This window comes from Methylobacterium guangdongense, assembly GCF_038442355.1.
Taxonomy (GTDB): Bacteria; Pseudomonadota; Alphaproteobacteria; order Rhizobiales; family Beijerinckiaceae; genus Methylobacterium; species Methylobacterium guangdongense.
Map to the genome: position 1 here is coordinate 347993 of NZ_JBBXMX010000001.1, position 17387 is coordinate 365379.

General features: G+C 65.5%; 11 protein-coding genes, 1 other RNA gene and 2 pseudogenes. 7 read left to right on the plus strand and 7 right to left on the minus strand.

Annotated features, from left to right (window positions below; translation table 11 throughout):
• Window positions 1–25: 25 nt before the first annotated feature.
• Together ffs and AAHG09_RS01705 are read right to left on the minus strand one after the other, a co-directional pair.
• Window positions 26–124, minus strand: an RNA gene (gene ffs / locus AAHG09_RS01700) — signal recognition particle sRNA small type.
• Window positions 125–178: 54 nt separating this feature from the next.
• A complete protein-coding gene (locus AAHG09_RS01705; protein WP_342104944.1) occupies window positions 179–439 on the minus strand; it encodes a PepSY domain-containing protein in 261 nt (86 codons plus the stop codon).
• 141 nt (window positions 440–580) lie between these two features.
• On the opposite strand from AAHG09_RS01705, the pseudogene AAHG09_RS01710 reads away from it, so the two are divergent.
• Window positions 581–1567, plus strand: a pseudogene (locus AAHG09_RS01710) (YifB family Mg chelatase-like AAA ATPase); the annotation flags it as partial.
• A 1405-nt stretch (window positions 1568–2972) separates the two neighbouring features.
• Here the strand turns inward: AAHG09_RS01710 and AAHG09_RS01715 are convergent.
• Window positions 2973–4442 (minus strand): hypothetical protein, encoded by a 1470-nt coding sequence (locus AAHG09_RS01715; RefSeq protein ID WP_342104946.1) that lies wholly within the window; start codon window positions 4440–4442, stop codon window positions 2973–2975.
• A 285-nt stretch (window positions 4443–4727) separates the two neighbouring features.
• Between AAHG09_RS01715 and AAHG09_RS01720 the strand changes: the two are divergent.
• Both AAHG09_RS01720 and AAHG09_RS01725 read left to right on the plus strand, forming a co-directional pair.
• Window positions 4728–5282, plus strand: a pseudogene (locus tag AAHG09_RS01720) (magnesium chelatase subunit ChlI family protein); the annotation flags it as partial.
• The gene (locus tag AAHG09_RS01725; protein WP_342104949.1) at window positions 5279–7030 is read left to right on the plus strand and encodes a protein kinase domain-containing protein; all 1752 of its coding nucleotides are present in this window, start codon (window positions 5279–5281) and stop codon (window positions 7028–7030) included. The pseudogene AAHG09_RS01720 and the gene AAHG09_RS01725, both read left to right, overlap by 4 nt.
• A gap of 415 nt (window positions 7031–7445) precedes the next feature.
• On the opposite strand, the gene AAHG09_RS01730 is transcribed toward AAHG09_RS01725, so the two are convergent.
• On the minus strand, window positions 7446–9065 hold the full coding sequence (locus AAHG09_RS01730; protein WP_342104951.1) for a phosphoenolpyruvate carboxykinase: 1620 nt from the start codon (window positions 9063–9065) through the stop codon (window positions 7446–7448).
• A gap of 416 nt (window positions 9066–9481) precedes the next feature.
• On the opposite strand from AAHG09_RS01730, the gene recR reads away from it, so the two are divergent.
• The 4 genes from recR to truA all read left to right on the plus strand — a co-directional run bounded on the left by recR (window position 9482) and on the right by truA (window position 12415).
• Window positions 9482–10087 carry a recombination mediator RecR gene (gene recR, locus AAHG09_RS01735; RefSeq protein ID WP_342104953.1) on the plus strand — a complete coding sequence of 202 codons (606 nt, stop codon included), beginning with the start codon at window positions 9482–9484 and terminating at the stop codon, window positions 10085–10087.
• A 93-nt stretch (window positions 10088–10180) separates the two neighbouring features.
• On the plus strand, window positions 10181–10696 hold the full coding sequence (gene def / locus AAHG09_RS01740) for a peptide deformylase (protein WP_342104955.1): 516 nt from the start codon (window positions 10181–10183) through the stop codon (window positions 10694–10696).
• Window positions 10697–10703: 7 nt separating this feature from the next.
• Window positions 10704–11633 (plus strand): methionyl-tRNA formyltransferase, encoded by a 930-nt coding sequence (gene fmt, locus AAHG09_RS01745; protein WP_342104957.1) that lies wholly within the window; start codon window positions 10704–10706, stop codon window positions 11631–11633.
• Window positions 11633–12415, plus strand: a complete 783-nt coding sequence (gene truA, locus AAHG09_RS01750) for a tRNA pseudouridine(38-40) synthase TruA (RefSeq protein WP_342104959.1) — start codon at window positions 11633–11635, stop codon at window positions 12413–12415. Before fmt ends, truA begins: the two co-directional genes overlap by 1 nt.
• Here the strand turns inward: truA and dapE are convergent.
• The 3 genes from dapE to AAHG09_RS01765 all read right to left on the minus strand — a co-directional run bounded on the left by dapE (window position 12376) and on the right by AAHG09_RS01765 (window position 17316).
• The gene (gene dapE / locus AAHG09_RS01755; RefSeq protein ID WP_342104961.1) at window positions 12376–13554 is read right to left on the minus strand and encodes a succinyl-diaminopimelate desuccinylase; all 1179 of its coding nucleotides are present in this window, start codon (window positions 13552–13554) and stop codon (window positions 12376–12378) included. The two genes, truA and dapE, sit on opposite strands and share 40 nt — an antisense overlap.
• Window positions 13555–13665: 111 nt before the next feature.
• The gene (locus AAHG09_RS01760; RefSeq protein WP_342105461.1) at window positions 13666–15990 is read right to left on the minus strand and encodes an amylo-alpha-1,6-glucosidase; all 2325 of its coding nucleotides are present in this window, start codon (window positions 15988–15990) and stop codon (window positions 13666–13668) included.
• A 195-nt stretch (window positions 15991–16185) separates the two neighbouring features.
• Complete coding sequence (locus tag AAHG09_RS01765) at window positions 16186–17316, minus strand: glycosyltransferase family 4 protein (protein ID WP_342104963.1); 1131 nt, start codon at window positions 17314–17316, stop codon at window positions 16186–16188.
• Between the last annotated feature and the right edge of the window lie 71 nt (window positions 17317–17387).

A 17387-nucleotide genomic window follows, 5' to 3' on the forward strand; every position in this document is an offset into this window, starting at 1 on the left:
ATCAGGCTGCCGCGCGCTGAGAATAAGGTGGGAGGCTGGACGAAGACCCGCTCGGTCTCGTTAGGGCTGCTTCCTTCCGGACCTGACCCGGTTGGCGAGTGAAACGTCCCTCGCCAACCCCCCGCCGGCTATATGGCCGGGCTGCCCGCCGAACGCAAGCGTCGCCGCATTGCGTGGCCTACTCGGCCTTGCGCTTCACGATCGCCAGGGTCTTGGGATCGAGCTGCAGGTCGAACTTCTTGCCGCTGGCGTCGATCGCGTCATCGACTTCGATCATGCCGTCGTCGAGTTCGATCTCCTCCCACTTGGTGAAGCCCTCCTGCTTGAGCATGGCCTCGACCTTGGCCTGCTGATCGGGCGGCAGCTTCTCGTCGGCCCGGGCGGCGAGGCCGGTCCCGGCCAGGAGGGCGAGGGCGAGAAGGGGCGGGGCAAGGCGCATGATAGGTCTCCGTTCCGATGCGTGTTGCCGGCTGTGAACAGGAATGCGGAGCCGGTGTTCCGTCCCGACGCCGATCCACTTGAGCGCCCAGCGATTCTCCAGCACATCTAGGCGGCTTCGCGCTTGAAGGATTCTTCACCTATGGTCACCCGCGTCGCCACCGTGGCCTTCGAGGGCATCGAGGCGCGGGCGGTGGACGTGCAGGTGCAGATCATCACCGGTTCGGTGGTGTTCAACGTGGTCGGCTTGCCCGACAAGGCGGTGGGCGAGTCCCGCGAGCGGGTGCGCGGCGCGCTGATCGCCTCGGGTCTCGCGCTGCCTGCCAAGCGCATCACCGTGAACCTCGCCCCGGCCGACCTGCCGAAGGAGGGCTCGCATTACGACCTGCCGATCGCGCTGGGCGTGATGGCGGCGATCGGCGCGATCCCGGCGGATGCCCTTGCCGGCTACTGCGTGCTGGGCGAACTCGCTTTGGACGGCAGCATCACGGCGGTGAACGGCGTGCTGCCGGCGGCGATCGCGGCGGCCGAGCGTGGCCTGGGGCTGATCTGTCCGGCCGCCACCGGACCGGAGGCCGCCTGGGCGGGCGGCGATCTCGACGTGCTCGCCCCGCGCTCGCTCATTCAGCTCGCCAACCATTTCAAGGGCAGCCAGGTCATGGCCCGGCCGAAACCCTCCGTGGCGGGTCAGTCCGGTCCGCTGCCGGACCTCGCCGACATCAAGGGCCAGGAGGGCGCCAAGCGCGCCCTGGAGGTCGCGGCGGCCGGGGGCCACAACCTGCTGATGAACGGGCCGCCCGGCTCGGGCAAGTCGATGCTCGCCGCCCGCCTCCCCTCGATCTTGCCGCCCCTCGGGCCGCGCGAGTTGCTCGACATCTCGATGATCCAGTCGGTGGCGGGGGCGTTGAAGGACGGCGCCCTCTCGAACCGCCGGCCGTTCCGGCAGCCGCACCATTCGGCCTCCATGGCGGCCCTCGTCGGCGGCGGGCTCGGCGCGCGCCCCGGAGAGGTGTCGCTGGCCCATGGCGGCGTGCTGTTCCTGGACGAACTGCCGGAATTCACCCCGCAGGTGCTCGACAGCCTGCGCCAGCCCATGGAAACCGGCGAGGTCATGATCGCGCGCGCCAACTGTGTCCGGCGCTTGCATTCGGTTTTGCCGAATTAAACGCTTGTGCGGAATGTCGAATCGACGCGTGCAAGGTTTCTGGATAGCTGATTCGCGCGAGCTTGGGCGGGGGGCCTTAGCCTTCCGCTTTGAAGCGGACGTTCCGCATCCGACCCAACCCAGCCACCGGAAGCGCTTTCGGCGTTCACTAGAAACGGACGTTCGTAGGCGGTCCGGCAACTTCAGCTTGGGGTGGGAAGCGGGCCTTGGCCGTTTGGCGAGAAGCAGACGTTCCGCATCCGAACCAAACCTGTCACCGATGACGCAACGAGCATCGCTCAGCAGTGGACATGCCGAGGCGTATCAGAGAAGCGTGCACTCGATAGGGCTATATGTTCGTCGGACGGTCACAAAAGGGATTGCTTCAAGAACGAACCCTACGCGAGATCGAGCAATGGCCCAAATCGTCCATAATCGTCTAGGTAGCGCCGTCCCAAAGATAACATAAAAAAGTAAAATCTAATTTCGCGCCAACAAGTAAACAATTATCATCTCAATAATCGAAACGACCGCATTCAAATGTATAAGTTGAGTTTTAAAAGAATTGCCACCATCTTTTGTCTGGCTGTTTTTACCTTATCTTTTTTGGGTAAATGTAACCCTATTTCTGCTCCTCCAAGTAGATTGCCTTTATCACTAGCAATGTCAATCATGTACGCGAATATACCAGACGAAGAATTGAAAATCGCAGCTACTGTAAACCCTGACTATTGTCGGCTCAAGGCATCAATTATAAAAGACGAATGGGATGCAAGTTGCGAAAACGTTCCGATGCATCGCTATCAGAAAGTATTGTACTGTGATGGTCCAAAATTTACTAACTGCCATGATGCTGAGCCAGGAGTCACCAACTGTAAAAGTTTTTATTGGAGTATAGATAGCAATGGGTCCACGCATAATCGAATAACTTCAGATGGAATGATGGCGAGTATCTCTGATCTGTGTAGATACATCTCAACAGAGAAGGAAGACGACAGTAAAATGAAGCAGCTCGGCTTATCAAAAGAAGTACACAGGCACGCTGTGCATGCTAACTAACGGGGCCTTCTGTGAGGCGGTCGAGCATTATGAAAGCGGGGAGAGGCCCTTGCCGTTATCTCAGTAAAAATCGCGAGAGTCCGGTAAAAGGTCTCTAGCTCGCCAGCATCCTGAAAGCGGACCCTCCGAGTGCTCGCAATGGGTCGTGAGCAGGCTCACCGGCGATGTCCGCTTCCATGGATCGCTGCTCCAAAGCGGACTGACGGCAATCCACCCAATCCAGTCGTAGGCCCCAGTCCTCCACGCGGCCTTAGTGGGGACGTTCCGACCATTCGCAACGCGTTGAGGGCGGACGCCTAGCCGCAACCAAAATTGCGCCGCCAAATTTAATCTATGCCTTAGACCCGGATGGCTTATTGTCGTTGCGCGCATCGATAAGAACCACGTCACGATGCCCTTCGATGCCAAGATCTTTCAGGACTCCATCCACTCGCGCCTTCTCAGAGGCAGAGAAATAAATAATGACTTTGATGCCCTTCTTAGCAGCGCTCGCGTCCATATAAATCGGGAGCTGCTTCTCAAGGTTTTTCTTGAGCTGAGTATTCTTTGCCAGCTTCATCTCTATCAGAGTTTTATCACGCGCTCCTCGACTGATCTTAAAATCCACCGGACCGCGCCCGTCATTCACTTCTGCACTCGCATCTGACGGTGTGCCGTACCAAATGAATTTGCATAAAATTTGAAGGTCACTTTCGCGCTGAATCGCAACATTGCCGTGCCAAAAGATTCGGTGTCCACCTTTCTTCTCAATTACGTTCCTAAAGAATGTTAAGCGCTGGTGGGTCTCTTCGTATGATGTATCTTGCACTTCATAAAATTTGGTCTCCGCTAGAAGCTGAGCTTGAATGTCTTTGACCTGATGCTCGAATAGGAACTTCGTAAGCGCAACCTTTTCAGAGCTGATGTCCTTCGCTTGCTCGCCATTCTCCTCTTTGAGACGAATATACCAGTCCACCAGCTCCGGAAAATTCAGGTATGTCTTAAGTATAGCCTCCGCGCGTTCTTGTTCATTCGGCAGTCTATCAATCGGCTTAATGAGCACACTGTCGAAATAAGCAAATATCTGCCCCCGCAATTCGTTATCGGGTACTGCAACGGGAATGTCTTCGAACTGGCGAACCATATCGCCTCGATTGATCCAGTTCTCGTCCCGCGTCAATATATCTTTTGGCGTCAATAAAACGTAATCGCCATCAATAAACGGCAGATCGTATTGCATCCGCTGCCAAGATCTAGTTTCATAATTAAACTTTGATTTCTCGACCCAGACGGTTTTCCGTCGAGCGGCGTCTATTTTGTCTTTCGCAAATGCTTCGGTGTAGCGACAAATGTAGTCGAGTATAAGGTTCAGAGTAAAGTCGCTGATATTGTCTCTCCCAACGCCATCGCTAATGAGGCACACTTTTTCGATGTGGCTCCCGTGTGAAATCCTTTCTTTGCCAAAATTCGCAAATACGCTGATCAAATTCGAACTCAAGGCAACTGCAAACTTCTTACCCAGGCCAGAACCCTTGTTGCCGACCATAGAAAACCCGAACCAATTTTGCTTCACCTCGGGAAAACGGAACCATGCGCTTACTAAATCATCATTGACGGTACCCGCAGCTACCTGATCACGGAGGAACACGATGTATTTGAGAATATCCTTGTGCAACGCCTGATAATCAGCGTTCTTACTATTAAATAATAGGAATGGGTCGATAAACAACGGCAGATCATTGATCAAAGAAATGTTGAACGCGCCATAATTGTCAACGTCGTCTTCCGTTACCCCAAAGAAATCGTTGAAAAAAGTTGCCATGGGGGGGGCCGCTCGGTTCAAATTTGCGCAACTTAAAGTCAGCCTATTCGGCGAAGCTTCCCGTAGTCAATTGCGCCGTGTCACTCTTCACCGCCCATCAATCGCTCGCATCCCCCAATATCGGCGGCTCGCTGGCTCATGGTAGAGCTTGATATCTTAGTGCAAGCGGCGGTTTTTGATAGGCAGAACCGGCTGCGAAACGCGGCGTTTCCAAGAGGTAAGTTATTGATGCGCAATAATATTCCTGTCCAAAATGTGCGAAGTGGTGAAATCGCGAATGAAGGCAATCACCGGGTCACGTACCCGGCCCGGTTCCAGCTGGTCGCCGCCATGAACCCGTGCCGATGCGGCCAGGGCCTGGAGCCGGGCTACGCCTGCCGGCGCGGCCCGAACGAGCGCTGCATGGCGCAGTATCAGGCGCGGATCTCCGGCCCGCTCCTCGACCGGATCGACCTGCGCATCGAGGTGCCGGCCGTCACCGCCGCCGACCTCATCCTGCCGCCACCCGCGGAGGGCTCCGGCGAAGCGGCCGCCCGCGTCGCCGCGGCGCGCGCGCGCCAGGCGGCGCGCTTCGGCGAGCGCGGTTTGCCCGCGGCGACCACCAACGCCACCTGCCCGGCCAACCTGATCGAGCAGGTCGCGAGCCCCGATGCGGAGGGGACGGCGCTGATCCGGCAGGCGGCCGAGACCATGCGGCTCTCGGCCCGGGGTTTCCACCGGACGTTGCGGGTCGCCCGCACGCTCGCCGATCTCGACGGCGAGGCACAGGTGCGCCGGATGCATCTCGCCGAGGCGTTGTCCTACCGGGGCCGGGGCGACAGCGCGGCGGCAGCCGCTTGAGCGCGGGTCCGTCGCACGATCTTGCGGTCAAGATCGGCCAGCACAGTGCGGCCGGGCGGAAGGCCGAGAACCAGGATTTCCATGGCACGCTGGTGCCGGCACCGCCGGCGCTGGGTCTGAAGGGCGTCGCAGTGGCGCTCGCCGACGGGATCAGCAGCAGCGCGGCCGGCGCGGCGGCAAGTCAGACCGCGGTCAAGAGTTTCCTCAGCGATTACTACGCCACCCCCGACACATGGTCGGTGAAGAACGCCGCACAGCGGGTGATCGCGGCGGCCAATTCGTGGCTCTACGCGCAGACACGGCGCGGCATCGATCCCAACGATGTCGACCGGGGCTACGTCACCACCTTCGACGCCTTGATCCTGAAGGGCCGGGCCGCGCACCTGTTTCATGTCGGCGATGGCCGGATCTGGCGCGTCTCGGGCCGGTCCCTCGAACAGCTCACCGAGGATCATCGCGTGGTGGTCTCGGCGGCGGAATCCTATCTCGGCCGGGCGCTCGGCGTCACCGGCCGGGCGGAGATCGACTACCAGAACCTCGCCATCGCGGCCGGCGACATCTTCGTCCTCACGACGGACGGCGTCCATGAGCACGTCCACCCCCGGGAGATCGTGGCCGCGATCCTGGGCGCGGATGATCTCGATGCCGCGGCCCGGGCCATCGTGGACGCGGCGCACGCGGCCGGCAGCCCCGACAACCTGACGATCCAGATCGTCCGGGTCGAGGCCGTGCCGGAGGGCGAGGCAGCCGACCTGCTCGGTGATGTCGGGGGTCTCGATCCCGCGCCGCTCCTCGACCCGCCGGCCGAGTTCGACGGCTACCGGCTCCTGCGGGTCCTCCATTCCGGCCCGCGCAGCCGCGTCTATCTGGCGGTCGAGGCGGAGACCGGGGCGCGGGTCGCCCTGAAGATGCTGTCCCTCGATCTGCGCGACGACCCCGCCCAGCGCAAACGCTTCGCCCTGGAGGAGTGGATCGCCCGGCGGATCGACAACCCGCACGTGCTGAAGGCCGAGCCGCCGGCGCGGCGCCGCAGCCACCTCTACACGGTCATGCGCTACGTCGATGGGCAGACCCTGACTCAGTGGATGCGCGACCACACGATGCCCGAACTGGAGACCGTGCGCGGCCTCGTGGAGCAGCTCGCCCGGGGCGTACAGGCCTTCCACCGCCGGGAGATGATCCACCAGGACCTGCGGCCCGACAACGTCCTGATCGATGCGACCGGAAGCGTGCAGGTCATCGATTTCGGTGCCACCAAGGTCGCTGGCGTGGTCGAGGGCGATCCGCGGATCGATCCCGCCGAGATCCTCGGCACGGTTCAGTACACGGCGCCGGAATGTTTCCTGGGTGCCGCGTCCACCGCCGCCTCCGACGTGTTCGCGGTCGGTGTGATCGCCTATCAGATGCTGACCGGGCGGTTGCCCTACGGCGATGCGGTGCCGCGGGCGCTTACGGCCTCAGCCCAGCGCAGGCTGCGCTACGCCTCGGCGCTGACCGTGCGGCCGCTCCTCCCGGTGTGGGTCGACGGCGCGCTGCGGAAGGCCCTGCATCCGGATCCGCTCAAGCGCTACCAAGCGCTGTCGGAATTCGTCCACGACCTGCGGCATCCGAACCCGGCCTTCACGGACACCCGCCGGCCGGCCCTGCTGGAGCGCGACCCGCTCCTGTTCTGGCGGCTGCTGTCGCTGGTTCTGGGTCTGATCGCGCTGACGCTGGCGGGGGTTTTGATCGCACATCCGCCGCGGTGAGCTCGTTTCCCCTCCCCCCCTGTGGGGAGGAGTCAGGGGTGGGGGTGGCGCAGGATCGAGTGCAACGGTGCCTTCTGAACCACCCCCACCTCCAACTCCTCCCCGCAATGGCTACGGGCTACACAGGTTTGAGGCACACGGCTCATGAGGGAGCGCAACGGGCCCCCTCTCCCGTTCGGGAGAGGGTTGGGGTGAGGGATGAGAACTCTCAGGACGGAGCACGCGATCGATGCGCCGAGGCTACGCGCTTCAGTCTGAACCTTCTCGACCCTCACCCTGTCCCTCTCCCGCACGGGAGAGGGGACCCGCGATCTTCCGGGCGGGCGAGCGCCCTCCGCCGAGACCGCAAACCTGTGTAGCCCGTAGCCGCAAGGGAGAGGAGAGAGGCGGCCGCTCGGGCCGCCCCCGTCGCCGATCAGGCCGCGATCGCCTGCGCGGTCGGCCCGGCAGCCTTCACGTCGGCGTCGACGTGGCCCTCGAACCGCTTGAAGTTGTCGTCGAACATCTTCACCAGCCGCGCCGCCGTCTCCTTGAAGGCGCCCTTGTTGGCCCAGGTCTTCACCGGGGTCAGGATATGCGGCTCGACACCCGGGACCGAGACCGGCACCGCGAAGCCGAAATACGGATCCCGCCGGAACTCGGCCTGCGACAGCGAGCCGTCGAGCGCGGCCGTCAGCAGGCGACGCGTGACGCGGATCGGCATCCGCCGCCCGGTGCCGACGCCGCCGCCGGTCCAGCCGGTGTTGACCAGCCAGCAATCGACATCGTGCTTGGCGATCAGGTCGCGCAGCAGGTTGCCGTAGGTGCTCGGGTGCCGCGGCATGAACGGGGCGCCGAAGCAGGTCGAGAAGGTCGCCTCCGGCCCGGTCAGGCCGCGCTCGGTGCCGGCGACCTTGGCGGTGTAGCCCGAGAGGAAGTGGTACATCGCCTCGGCGCCGGTGAGCTTGGCGATCGGCGGCATCACCCCGAAGGCGTCGCAGGTCAGCATCACGATGTTCTTCGGATGCCCGGCCCGGCCGGTGGCGCTGGCATTCGCGATGAAGTCCAGCGGGTAGGCGCAGCGGGTGTTCTCGGTGAGCGAGGCGTCGTCGAAATCGGGCGCCCGGGTCACCGGGTCGATCACCACGTTCTCCATCACCGTGCCGAAGCGCTCGGTGGTGGCGTAGATCTCGGGCTCGGCGTTGCGCGAGAGCCGGATGGTCTTGGCGTAGCAGCCGCCCTCGAAGTTGAAGATGCCCTCGTTCGACCAGCCGTGCTCGTCGTCGCCCAGCAGCTGGCGGGAGCTGTCGTTCGACAGCGTGGTCTTGCCGGTGCCCGAGAGGCCGAAGAAGATCGCCGAGCCGCCCTCGGCGTCCAGCGCCGCGTTGGCCGAGCAATGCATCGGCATCACGCCCTGGCCGGGCAGGATGTAGTTCAGGTAGGTGAAGACCGACTTCTTCATCTCGCCCGCGTAGGCCGAGCCGCCGATCAGCACGAGCTTCTTGGCGAAGTCGATGGCGATCACGGTCTTGGACCGGCAGCCGTGCCGGGCGGGATCCGCCTGGAAGCTCGGCAAGTCGATGATCGTCATGTCGGGCACGTAGGCGGCGATCTCCGAACGGTCCGGCCGGATCAGCAGGTTGCGGATGAACAGCGAGTGCCACGCGAACTCGGTGAACACCCGGGCCTTCACCCGGTGGGCCGGATCGGCGCCGCCGTAGAGGTCCTGGGCGAACAGCTCCTTGCCCTCGGCGTGCTTCAGGAAGTCCTGGCGCAGGGTCTCGAACTGCTCGGGCGTGATCGCGCCGTTGTTGTCCCACCAGACTTCGTTCTCGGTGGCGGCATCGCGCACCACGAACTTGTCCTTGGGCGAGCGGCCGGTATGGCTGCCGGTGGTGGCGACGAGGGCGCCCCCGCGGGCGAGCTGCGCCTCCTTGCGGGACAAAGCCTCCTCGTAGAGGCGCGGGGCCTCGAAGTTCCAGTGGACGGCCTTGAGGTCGCGGAAGCCGGCCGCCTCGGCGCCGTGGGCCGCGTTGTGATCACCGATGTTGGTCAAGAGCGTATCTCCCGGGCCCCTGTTCGACCGTCGACGCGACTGTGCCGGACGCGGTCCGCGTCCGGGATTGCCCGGGGGACGTCCGTGCGGTCGTACAGGTCCGCCGCACGCAGGATCTCCGCTCCCCGGCCGCTTCCCGCTCTACCGCTGGGTAGGTGGCGAAGCTTCGCTGTCCTTATGGGCTCCGCCGGGAGCCCGCAACGTGGACAAACAGGTTAGATCACAGTTGCGCGGGCAGGAACCCCCGTCTGTAAGCAGTCATCCGTATCGCCCAGCCGGTCCGGACGAACAGAACGCCTCTGGAATACCCATATACCAGTCATGTGCCCCCGCGCCCTTGCATGCTGACCGTCGACCGTTATGCCGGAGCTGGGCGGCATGTCCGTCCCACGACCCGAACTCCCATCAGAGGCACGATGCCCCAAGCCGTCGCCGGCCCCGAGATCGAACGTCTGATCCAGCTCCTCGCACGCATGCCCGGGCTTGGACCGCGCTCGGCCCGGCGCGCCGCGCTGCAACTTATCAAGCGGCGCGACACCCTGCTGGGGCCGCTCGCCGATGCGATGCGGGTCGCGGTCGAGCGGATCGTGGTGTGCTCCAACTGCGGCAACGTCGATACGTCGGAGCCCTGCACGATCTGCCGCGATGCCGAGCGTGACCCCACCACCCTGGTGGTGGTGGAGGATGTCTCCGACCTCTGGGCGCTGGAGCGCTCGGGGGCCGTGAAGGCGCGCTATCATGTGCTCGGCGGCGTGCTCTCGGCGCTGGATGGCGTGCGGCCGGAGCACCTGAACCTCGCGAGCCTCGTGGAACGCGCGGCCGATCCCGTCGTGACGGAGGTGATCCTGGCGCTCAACGCCACCGTCGATGGCCAGACGACGGCCCATTACGTCACGGAATCGATCCGCCATTGTGACGTGAAGGTCACCCGCCTCGCCCACGGCGTGCCGGTCGGCGGCGAACTCGATTACCTCGACGAGGGGACGCTGACGGCGGCGATCCGGAGCCGCACCGCGTTCTGAGACGATGACCCACTATTTGACCGGTCTCGACCTGCATCTTATGCGACGGAAAAGCCCGGTTCCGACCCGGCGCTGTCCCTGCCGGTTTCCGCCATGACCATCCGCCAACTCGTCATCCTCCCCGATCCCGTCCTGCGCCGCATCTCCGACCCGGTCGGCCCGATCACCGGCGAGATCCGGACCCTCGTGGCCGACATGTTCGAGACGATGTACGACGCGCCGGGCGTCGGCCTCGCGGCGATCCAGATCGGCGTTCCGAAGCGGGTCGTGACCATCGACACCTCGAAGGAAGAGGGCGTGCGCAAGCCGCAGGTCTTCATCGATCCCGAGATCGTCTGGTCCTCCGAGGAGAAGCGCGTCTACGACGAGGGCTGCCTGTCGATCCCCGACTATTATGGCGAGGTCGAGCGGCCGGACCGGGTCCGCGTGACGTTTCGCGACCTGGACGGCACCGAGCAGGAGATCGAGGCCGACGGGCTGCTCGCCACCTGCATCCAGCACGAGATCGATCATCTCAACGGCGTGCTGTTCATCGACCACCTGTCGAAGCTGAAGCGGGACCGTGTGCTGAAGAAGTTCGCCAAGGCGGCCAAGCGCGACGCGGCCTGAGCCGGCCATGCGCGTCGTCTTCATGGGCACCCCGGATTTCGCGGCGCCGACCCTGGAAAAACTCGCGCAGGACGGTCACGCGATCGCCGCGGTCTACACCCGCGCGCCCGCCAAGGCCGGGCGCGGCATGAGCCTGCGGCCATCGCCGGTTCACACGCTGGCCGACCAGCTCGGCGTGCCGGTGCTCACCCCCGCGACCCTGCGCACGCCGGAGGCCGCGGAGGCGTTCGCCGCGCACCAAGCCGACGTCGGCGTGGTGGTGGCCTACGGGATGCTGCTGCCGCAGGCGATCCTCGACGCGCCGAAGCACGGTTGCCTGAACCTGCACGGCTCCCTGCTGCCGCGCTGGCGCGGGGCGGCACCGATCCAGCGGGCGGTGATGGCGGGTGATGCCGAGAGCGGCGTCGGCGTGATGCGCATGGAAGCCGGGCTCGACACCGGCCCGGTCGCCCTGGAGGCGCGGATTCCGATCACCCCCGGCATGACCGCCGGCGCACTGCACGACGCGCTGATGCCGGTCGGCGCCGCGCTGATGGCCCGCGCCCTCGGCCTTCTGGAGCAGGGTGCGCTCACCTTCACGCCACAACCGGAAGACGGCGTCGTCTACGCCCACAAGATCACCAACGACGAGGCGCGGATCGACTGGTCGCGCCCGGCCGCGGAGGTCGCCAATCACATCAACGGGTTGTCGCCCTTCCCGGGGGCGTTCTTCGAGGCCGATTTCGGCAAGGGTCCGGAGCGGGTGAAGGTGCTGCGCGCCTTGGCCATCGACGGGTCAGGCGCGGCGGGCACGCTGCTCGACGCGGACGGGACCGTTGCCTGCGGAAGCGGCGCCGTGCGCCTCCTGGAACTGCGCCGGGCCGGCAAGGGCGGTAGCGCGAGCGGGGCCGAATTCGTCCGCGGCGCCCGCCTGATGCCCGGCGCCCGCCTCGGCTGATGCCCCGCTACAAGCTCGTCATCGAATACGACGGCGGACCGTTCTGCGGCTGGCAACGGCAGGCCGAGGACCCCACCGTCCAGGGCGCGATCGAGGCGGCCGTCTTCCGGTTCTCCGGCGAGGACGTCCGGCTCACCTGCGCCGGACGGACCGATGCCGGGGTCCACGCCATTCACCAAGTGGCGCATCTCGATCTCGCCAGGGATTGGCCGACCGATACCGTCCGCGACGCCCTGAACGCCCATCTGCGGCCGCAGCCCGTCGCCATCCTCTCGGCCGAGATCGTGCCAGGGAGTTTCGACGCCCGCCACTCGGCGGTCCGCCGCCACTACCGCTACCGCATCCTGAACCGGCGCAGCCCAGCGGCCCTGACGCGGGCCCATGTCTGGCACGTGCCCTGGCCCCTAGATGCGGAGCGCATGCATGCGGCGGCCCAGCGCCTCGTGGGCCGTCACGACTTCTCGGCCTTCCGCGCCGCGGAATGCCAAGCCAACAGCCCGATCCGCACGCTGGAACAGCTCGATGTCGCCCGCGCCGCGATGGCCCTGCACGACGAGATCGTGGTGGCGACCTCGGCGCGCTCCTTCCTGCACCATCAGGTGCGCGCGATGGTTGGGACGCTCATGCTCGCCGGGTGCGGTCGGCTCTCGTCCGACGATGTGGCGGACATCCTCGCCTCAGGGGAGAAGCGCCGGTGCGGCCCCCTGGCGCCGGCCGCGGGGCTGACTTTCGTCGGTGTAGACTACGACGCGGGGAAATACGCCTCCAGCACCCGCTCGTAAATCGCGGTCAGCCGCTCCAGGTCGGCGACCGCCACGCATTCGTCGGTCTGGTGCATGGTCTCGCCCACGAGGCCGAATTCGATCACCGGGCAGGCATCCTTGATGAAGCGGGCATCCGAGGTGCCCCCCGTGGTCGACAGGACCGGCGTCAGGCCTGTCTCGGCCCGGATCGCCGCGGAGACCAGATCCACGAAGGCGTCCGGCTGCGTCAGGAAGGCCGGCGCGTTCGACGGCTGAAGGTCCAGGGTGAAGCGCACCGCGTTGCCCGCCGCCTGCTCCAGCCGACGGCGAATTTCCACCCCCAGGCTCTCGGCCGTCCAGTCATCGTTGAAGCGCACGTTGAACGTCGCCCGGGCGGAGGCGGGGATCACGTTGGTGGCCGGATTGCCGACATCGATCGTGGTGAATTCGAGGTTCGAGGCGTCGAAATGCGCCGTTCCGCTGTCGAGCGGCTCGGCCACCAGCGCGGAGGCGAGGCGCAGCAGGCCCGGAATCGGGTTCTCGGCCTTGTGCGGATAGGCGACATGGCCCTGCCGGCCGAGCACCGTCAGCTTGCCGGTGAGCGAGCCGCGCCGGCCGATCTTGATCATTTCGCCGAGGCGGCCGGGGTTGGTCGGCTCGCCGAGCACGCAATGGTCGAAGCGCTCGCCGCGGGCCAGCGCCCAGTCGAGCAGCTTCACGGTGCCGTTGACCGCCGGCCCCTCCTCATCGCCGGTGATGAGGAACGCGATGGAGCCCGAAAAATCCGGGCCGCGGCGCTCCAGGAAGGCACGCGTGGCGGCGAGCATGCAGGCGATGCCGCCTTTCATGTCGGCGGCGCCGCGGCCATACAGCATCCCGTCGACCACCGCGCCGTCGAACGGAGCGTGGCGCCAAGCCCCCTCCCCCGCCGGGACGACATCGGTGTGTCCGGCGAAGACGAGGCAGGGTCCGCGGTCGCCGAGGCGGGCGAACAGATTCGGCGTATCGGGGAAGCCCGGCTCGGCGAAGATGGGCCGCTCGATCGTGAAACCTGCTTGCCGCAGCGCATCGGCGACCACGTCGAGGGCGCCGCGATCCTCCGGGGTGACGGAGGGGCAGCGGATCAGGTCCTGCGCGAGGCGCAGGGCTGCGTGCGGGGCGTCGTGGTCAGCCGGCATCAATCCGTCCTCGGCGGCGGAAAGCCCCGCGCGGCCCGCTTAACCCGAAGCGGGCCGCCAAGGGAGCCCCAAACTGGGAGCCCCAAACCGGAAGCCCCAAACCGGGACCCCCTACTTGGTGACCACCACCTGCACGTCCCCATGCCGGCGCTGGACCGAGACGGTGACGTCGTCGTCGTAGCGCTGGAAGCGGATATCGAGACGCGAGTCGCCGAGCTGGACGTTGTAGAGGGTCACCCCATCGAGGAAGCCGGGCAGGATCGGGTTTTTCAACCGGACGCTGTTGCCCGTGTGGTCGAGTTCGAGCCCGAGGCATGCCGCCAGGAACGCGAAGGGCGCCGCCGCCGCCCAGGCCTGCGGGCTGCACGCCACCGGATAGGAGACCGGCCCGCGCTGCTTGCGGCGCATGAAGCCACAGAACAGCTCCGGCAGCCGCTTCTGATCCTGGTAGAGCGACGTGTCGAACATCCCCTGGAAGATGCGCGCCGCCTCGTGCTTGCGGTCGTAGCGGGCGAGACCCATCGCGATGAGGGCGTTGTCGTGCGGCCAGATCGAGCCGTTGTGGTACGACATGGGGTTGTAGCGCGCCTCGCCCTTGGCGATCGTGCGCACGCCCCAGCCGTTGAACCCGTCCTTGCCCAGCAGCGTCTCGGCGACCCGGGCGGCCCGCTCCGGCTTGGCGATGCCGGTGAACAGGGCGTGGCCGGCATTGGAGGAGCGCACGGCGCATTGCTTCTTGGCGCCGTCGAGGGCCAGCGCGTAGGTGCCGATCTCCTCGTTCCAGAAGGCCGCGTCGAACGTTTCGCGCAGGGCGAAGGCCTGCTGCATCAGGCGCTCGGCCATCGGGTCGTGCCCGAGCAGCGCCGCCAGCTTCGCCATGCCGTGCTTGGCGGCGTAGACGTAACCCTGGACCTCGCAGAGGGCGATCGGGCCCTTGGCGAGCTGGCCGTCGGCGTGGAAGATCGAATCGTGGCTGTCCTTCCAGCCCTGGTTCTCCAGGCCCTTGTCGGTGTCACGGGCGTATTCGACGAAGCCGTCGCCGTCCCGGTCGCCGTAGCGGTCCATCCATTCGAGCGCGAGTTCGAGGGCCGGCCAGATCGCCCGGACGGTCTCCAGATCGCCCGTGACGGCATAGTATTCCCAGGCCAGCATCACGAAGAGCGGCGTGCCGTCGATCGTGCCGTAATAGTGGCGGAACGGCACCTCGCCGAGCATCGCCATCTCGCCGCGCCGGGTCTCGTGCAGGACCTTGCCGGGCTGGGCGTCGGCCGCCGGATCGACCGCCTTGGCCTGGGTCGAGGCGAGGTAGCGCAGGACGCCGCGGGCGAATTTCGGGTCGATCCACAGGGCCATCATCGCCGTGATGATGCCGTCGCGGCCGAAGACCGTGGAATACCAGGGGATGCCGGCAAACGGGTAGATCCCCTCCGGCGTGCGGCTCGCCAGCATATAGAGGTCGGCGGTGGCCCGGCAGAGACCCTCGTTGAACTGGTCGTTCGACGAGATGATCGTGGTGATGCCCGCCGTTAGCGTCCGCAGATCGCGACGCGAGTCCCGGTAGGCCCGGGCGAAGATCATGCCCTCGCCGAGATCCTTCGGCTCCCGCCGGGCGCCGCCCGCGTTGGCCGCAAGCGTCAGCTTCGCAGCCGCATCCTCGCCGACCATCGTGTCGGTCGGCGGCTTGGTGAAGGCGCGGTGCGCCTCGAAGGTCACGCGGATGAACAGGGAGGTCTTGCCCTCCGGGGGCAGCGACACGTCGAAGACCGCGCGGCCCGGCTCGATCGCGTCCGGCTTCGGGCCGAAATGCAGGGCCGTGGTCCGCACGATCTCGTCCAGGCCGACATAACGGAACTGGACCTCCCGGTCGCTCGCAACGAGGACGCCGCGCTTGCCGCGCTCCTTGCGGTCGGTTCCGCGCACCTCGAACAGGTCGCGGAAATCCGCGTCGAAGGTCACGGCGATGCGCAGGCGGCGGTGCTTGGAATCGAACGAGCGCAGGCCGATCCGGTCGTAGCAGGCGCCGCGGAACAGGAATTTGGTGCGCTCGATCGCGATCGTCTCGCGGGGGATCGAGGTCTCGTCGTGGGCGTCGAGGCGGATGTCGGGGGTCGTCATGTCGACGCTCAGCGCCCCGTTATCGTCCTGCATCACCGAGGAGAGCATCAGCGGGCGCTGACCCTCGACGGTCACCTCCAGGCGGGACAGGTAGCGCGTGTCCTGGAAATACAGCCCCTCGGGTCCCGGCTGGACGCCGATATCACCGTAGGAATCGAGGACGCCGAACGCCTCGCCGAACTTCAGTGAGCGCAGCGGCCGCTCCACCAGGGAGGTCTGCGCCTCGATGTGATAGGTCGGCAGCACGTCGTCCGCATCCTGGAATCCGTGTGCCAACCCTGCGCCCGGGGCCGCATTCCGGGCCGTCGCCGCGTGAGTCATCGCCGTGTGATTCATCGCCTCTTGGGCCGCTGCCGTGTTGTCCGCCATGCGGGGCATCTCCGGGTGCTGTGAGGGCAGGAATCGAAAGGGCCGCCGCACCAATGCTGATGCCGCGGCCCTTGTTCACCTGACGGATGAGTCGCCTTTAAGACGCTAGGCCGGTCCTGGCCGGCTTCGCAAGCCCGATGCCGACGATCAGGCCGGCATGGCGGCGACCGGGATCGCCGGCCGGGCCGAGCCGTTCACCTCGCCGTAGGGCTGGCGAAAGCCGGACGCCGGCAGCTTGATCACATCGGCACCGCGGCTGAGCAGTTCCTCATAGGCCGCGACGTACTTCTTGACCATGCACTCGGCCGTGAAGCCGCCCTCGAAGTGCCGGCGCACGCCGGCGCGGCTCATGGCCTTCACCTTGGCGACGGCCGCCACGGCATCGTCCATGTTTTCGCAGAGCACGCCGCTCACGCCGTCCTTGATCACTTCCGGAACCGACCCGTTCCGGAAGGCGATCACCGGGGTACCGGCCGACATCGCCTCGATCATCACGAGACCGAAGGGCTCCGGCCAGTCGATCGGGAAGGCGAGCGCCAGGGCGTTGCCGAGGAAGTCCTTCTTCTGCTCCTCGTTGATCTCGCCGATGAACTCCACCAGCGGGTGATGGATCATCGGCTCGATCTTCTCGTCCCAGTAATCCTGATCGGCCTTGTCGACCTTCGCGGCGATCTTGAGCGGCGTGCCGGAGCGGATCGCCATCTCGATCGCCCGGTCGGGCCGCTTCTCGGGCGAGATCCGGCCGAGGAAGGCGAGGTAGCCGCCCTTGGCCTCGGGGTAATACGGGCAATTCTCGGCCGGCAGCCCGTGATGAATCGTCGCCAGCCAGTTCGAGGTCGGCGGCATGGGCAGGCGCTGATTGTCGGAGATCGACACCAGCGGCATGCCCGTGAAGGTGCGGTAGACCGGCATGAAGTCCGGCACGTCGAGGCGGCCGTGCATCGTGGTGAGGCACTTGTGGTTCAAGTCCTCGAACATCGGATACTGCAGCAGGTCGATGTGGAAGTGCAGGATATCGAACTCGTGCGCCCGCCGATGGACCTGATGCAGCATGGCCAGATGGCTGGCCGTGTGGTCCCGGTAGCCGAGCAGGCGCAGGCCCTCCGGCGTGCAGGACGCCAGCTTGGCAGATGTCTGCGAGTCTCCGCTCGCGAACAGCGTGACGTCGTGGCCCTGGCGGACCAATTCTTCCGTAATCCAGCTGACGACGCGCTCGGTGCCGCCGTAGAACTTCGGAGGAACGGCCTCCGACAACGGAGCGATCTGGGCAATGCGCACGGAGTGTCTCCTGGTTGGCCGAATTTGACGGGGGGTCTAACCCTGCCGGCCTGAGCGGGACATGAATGAAA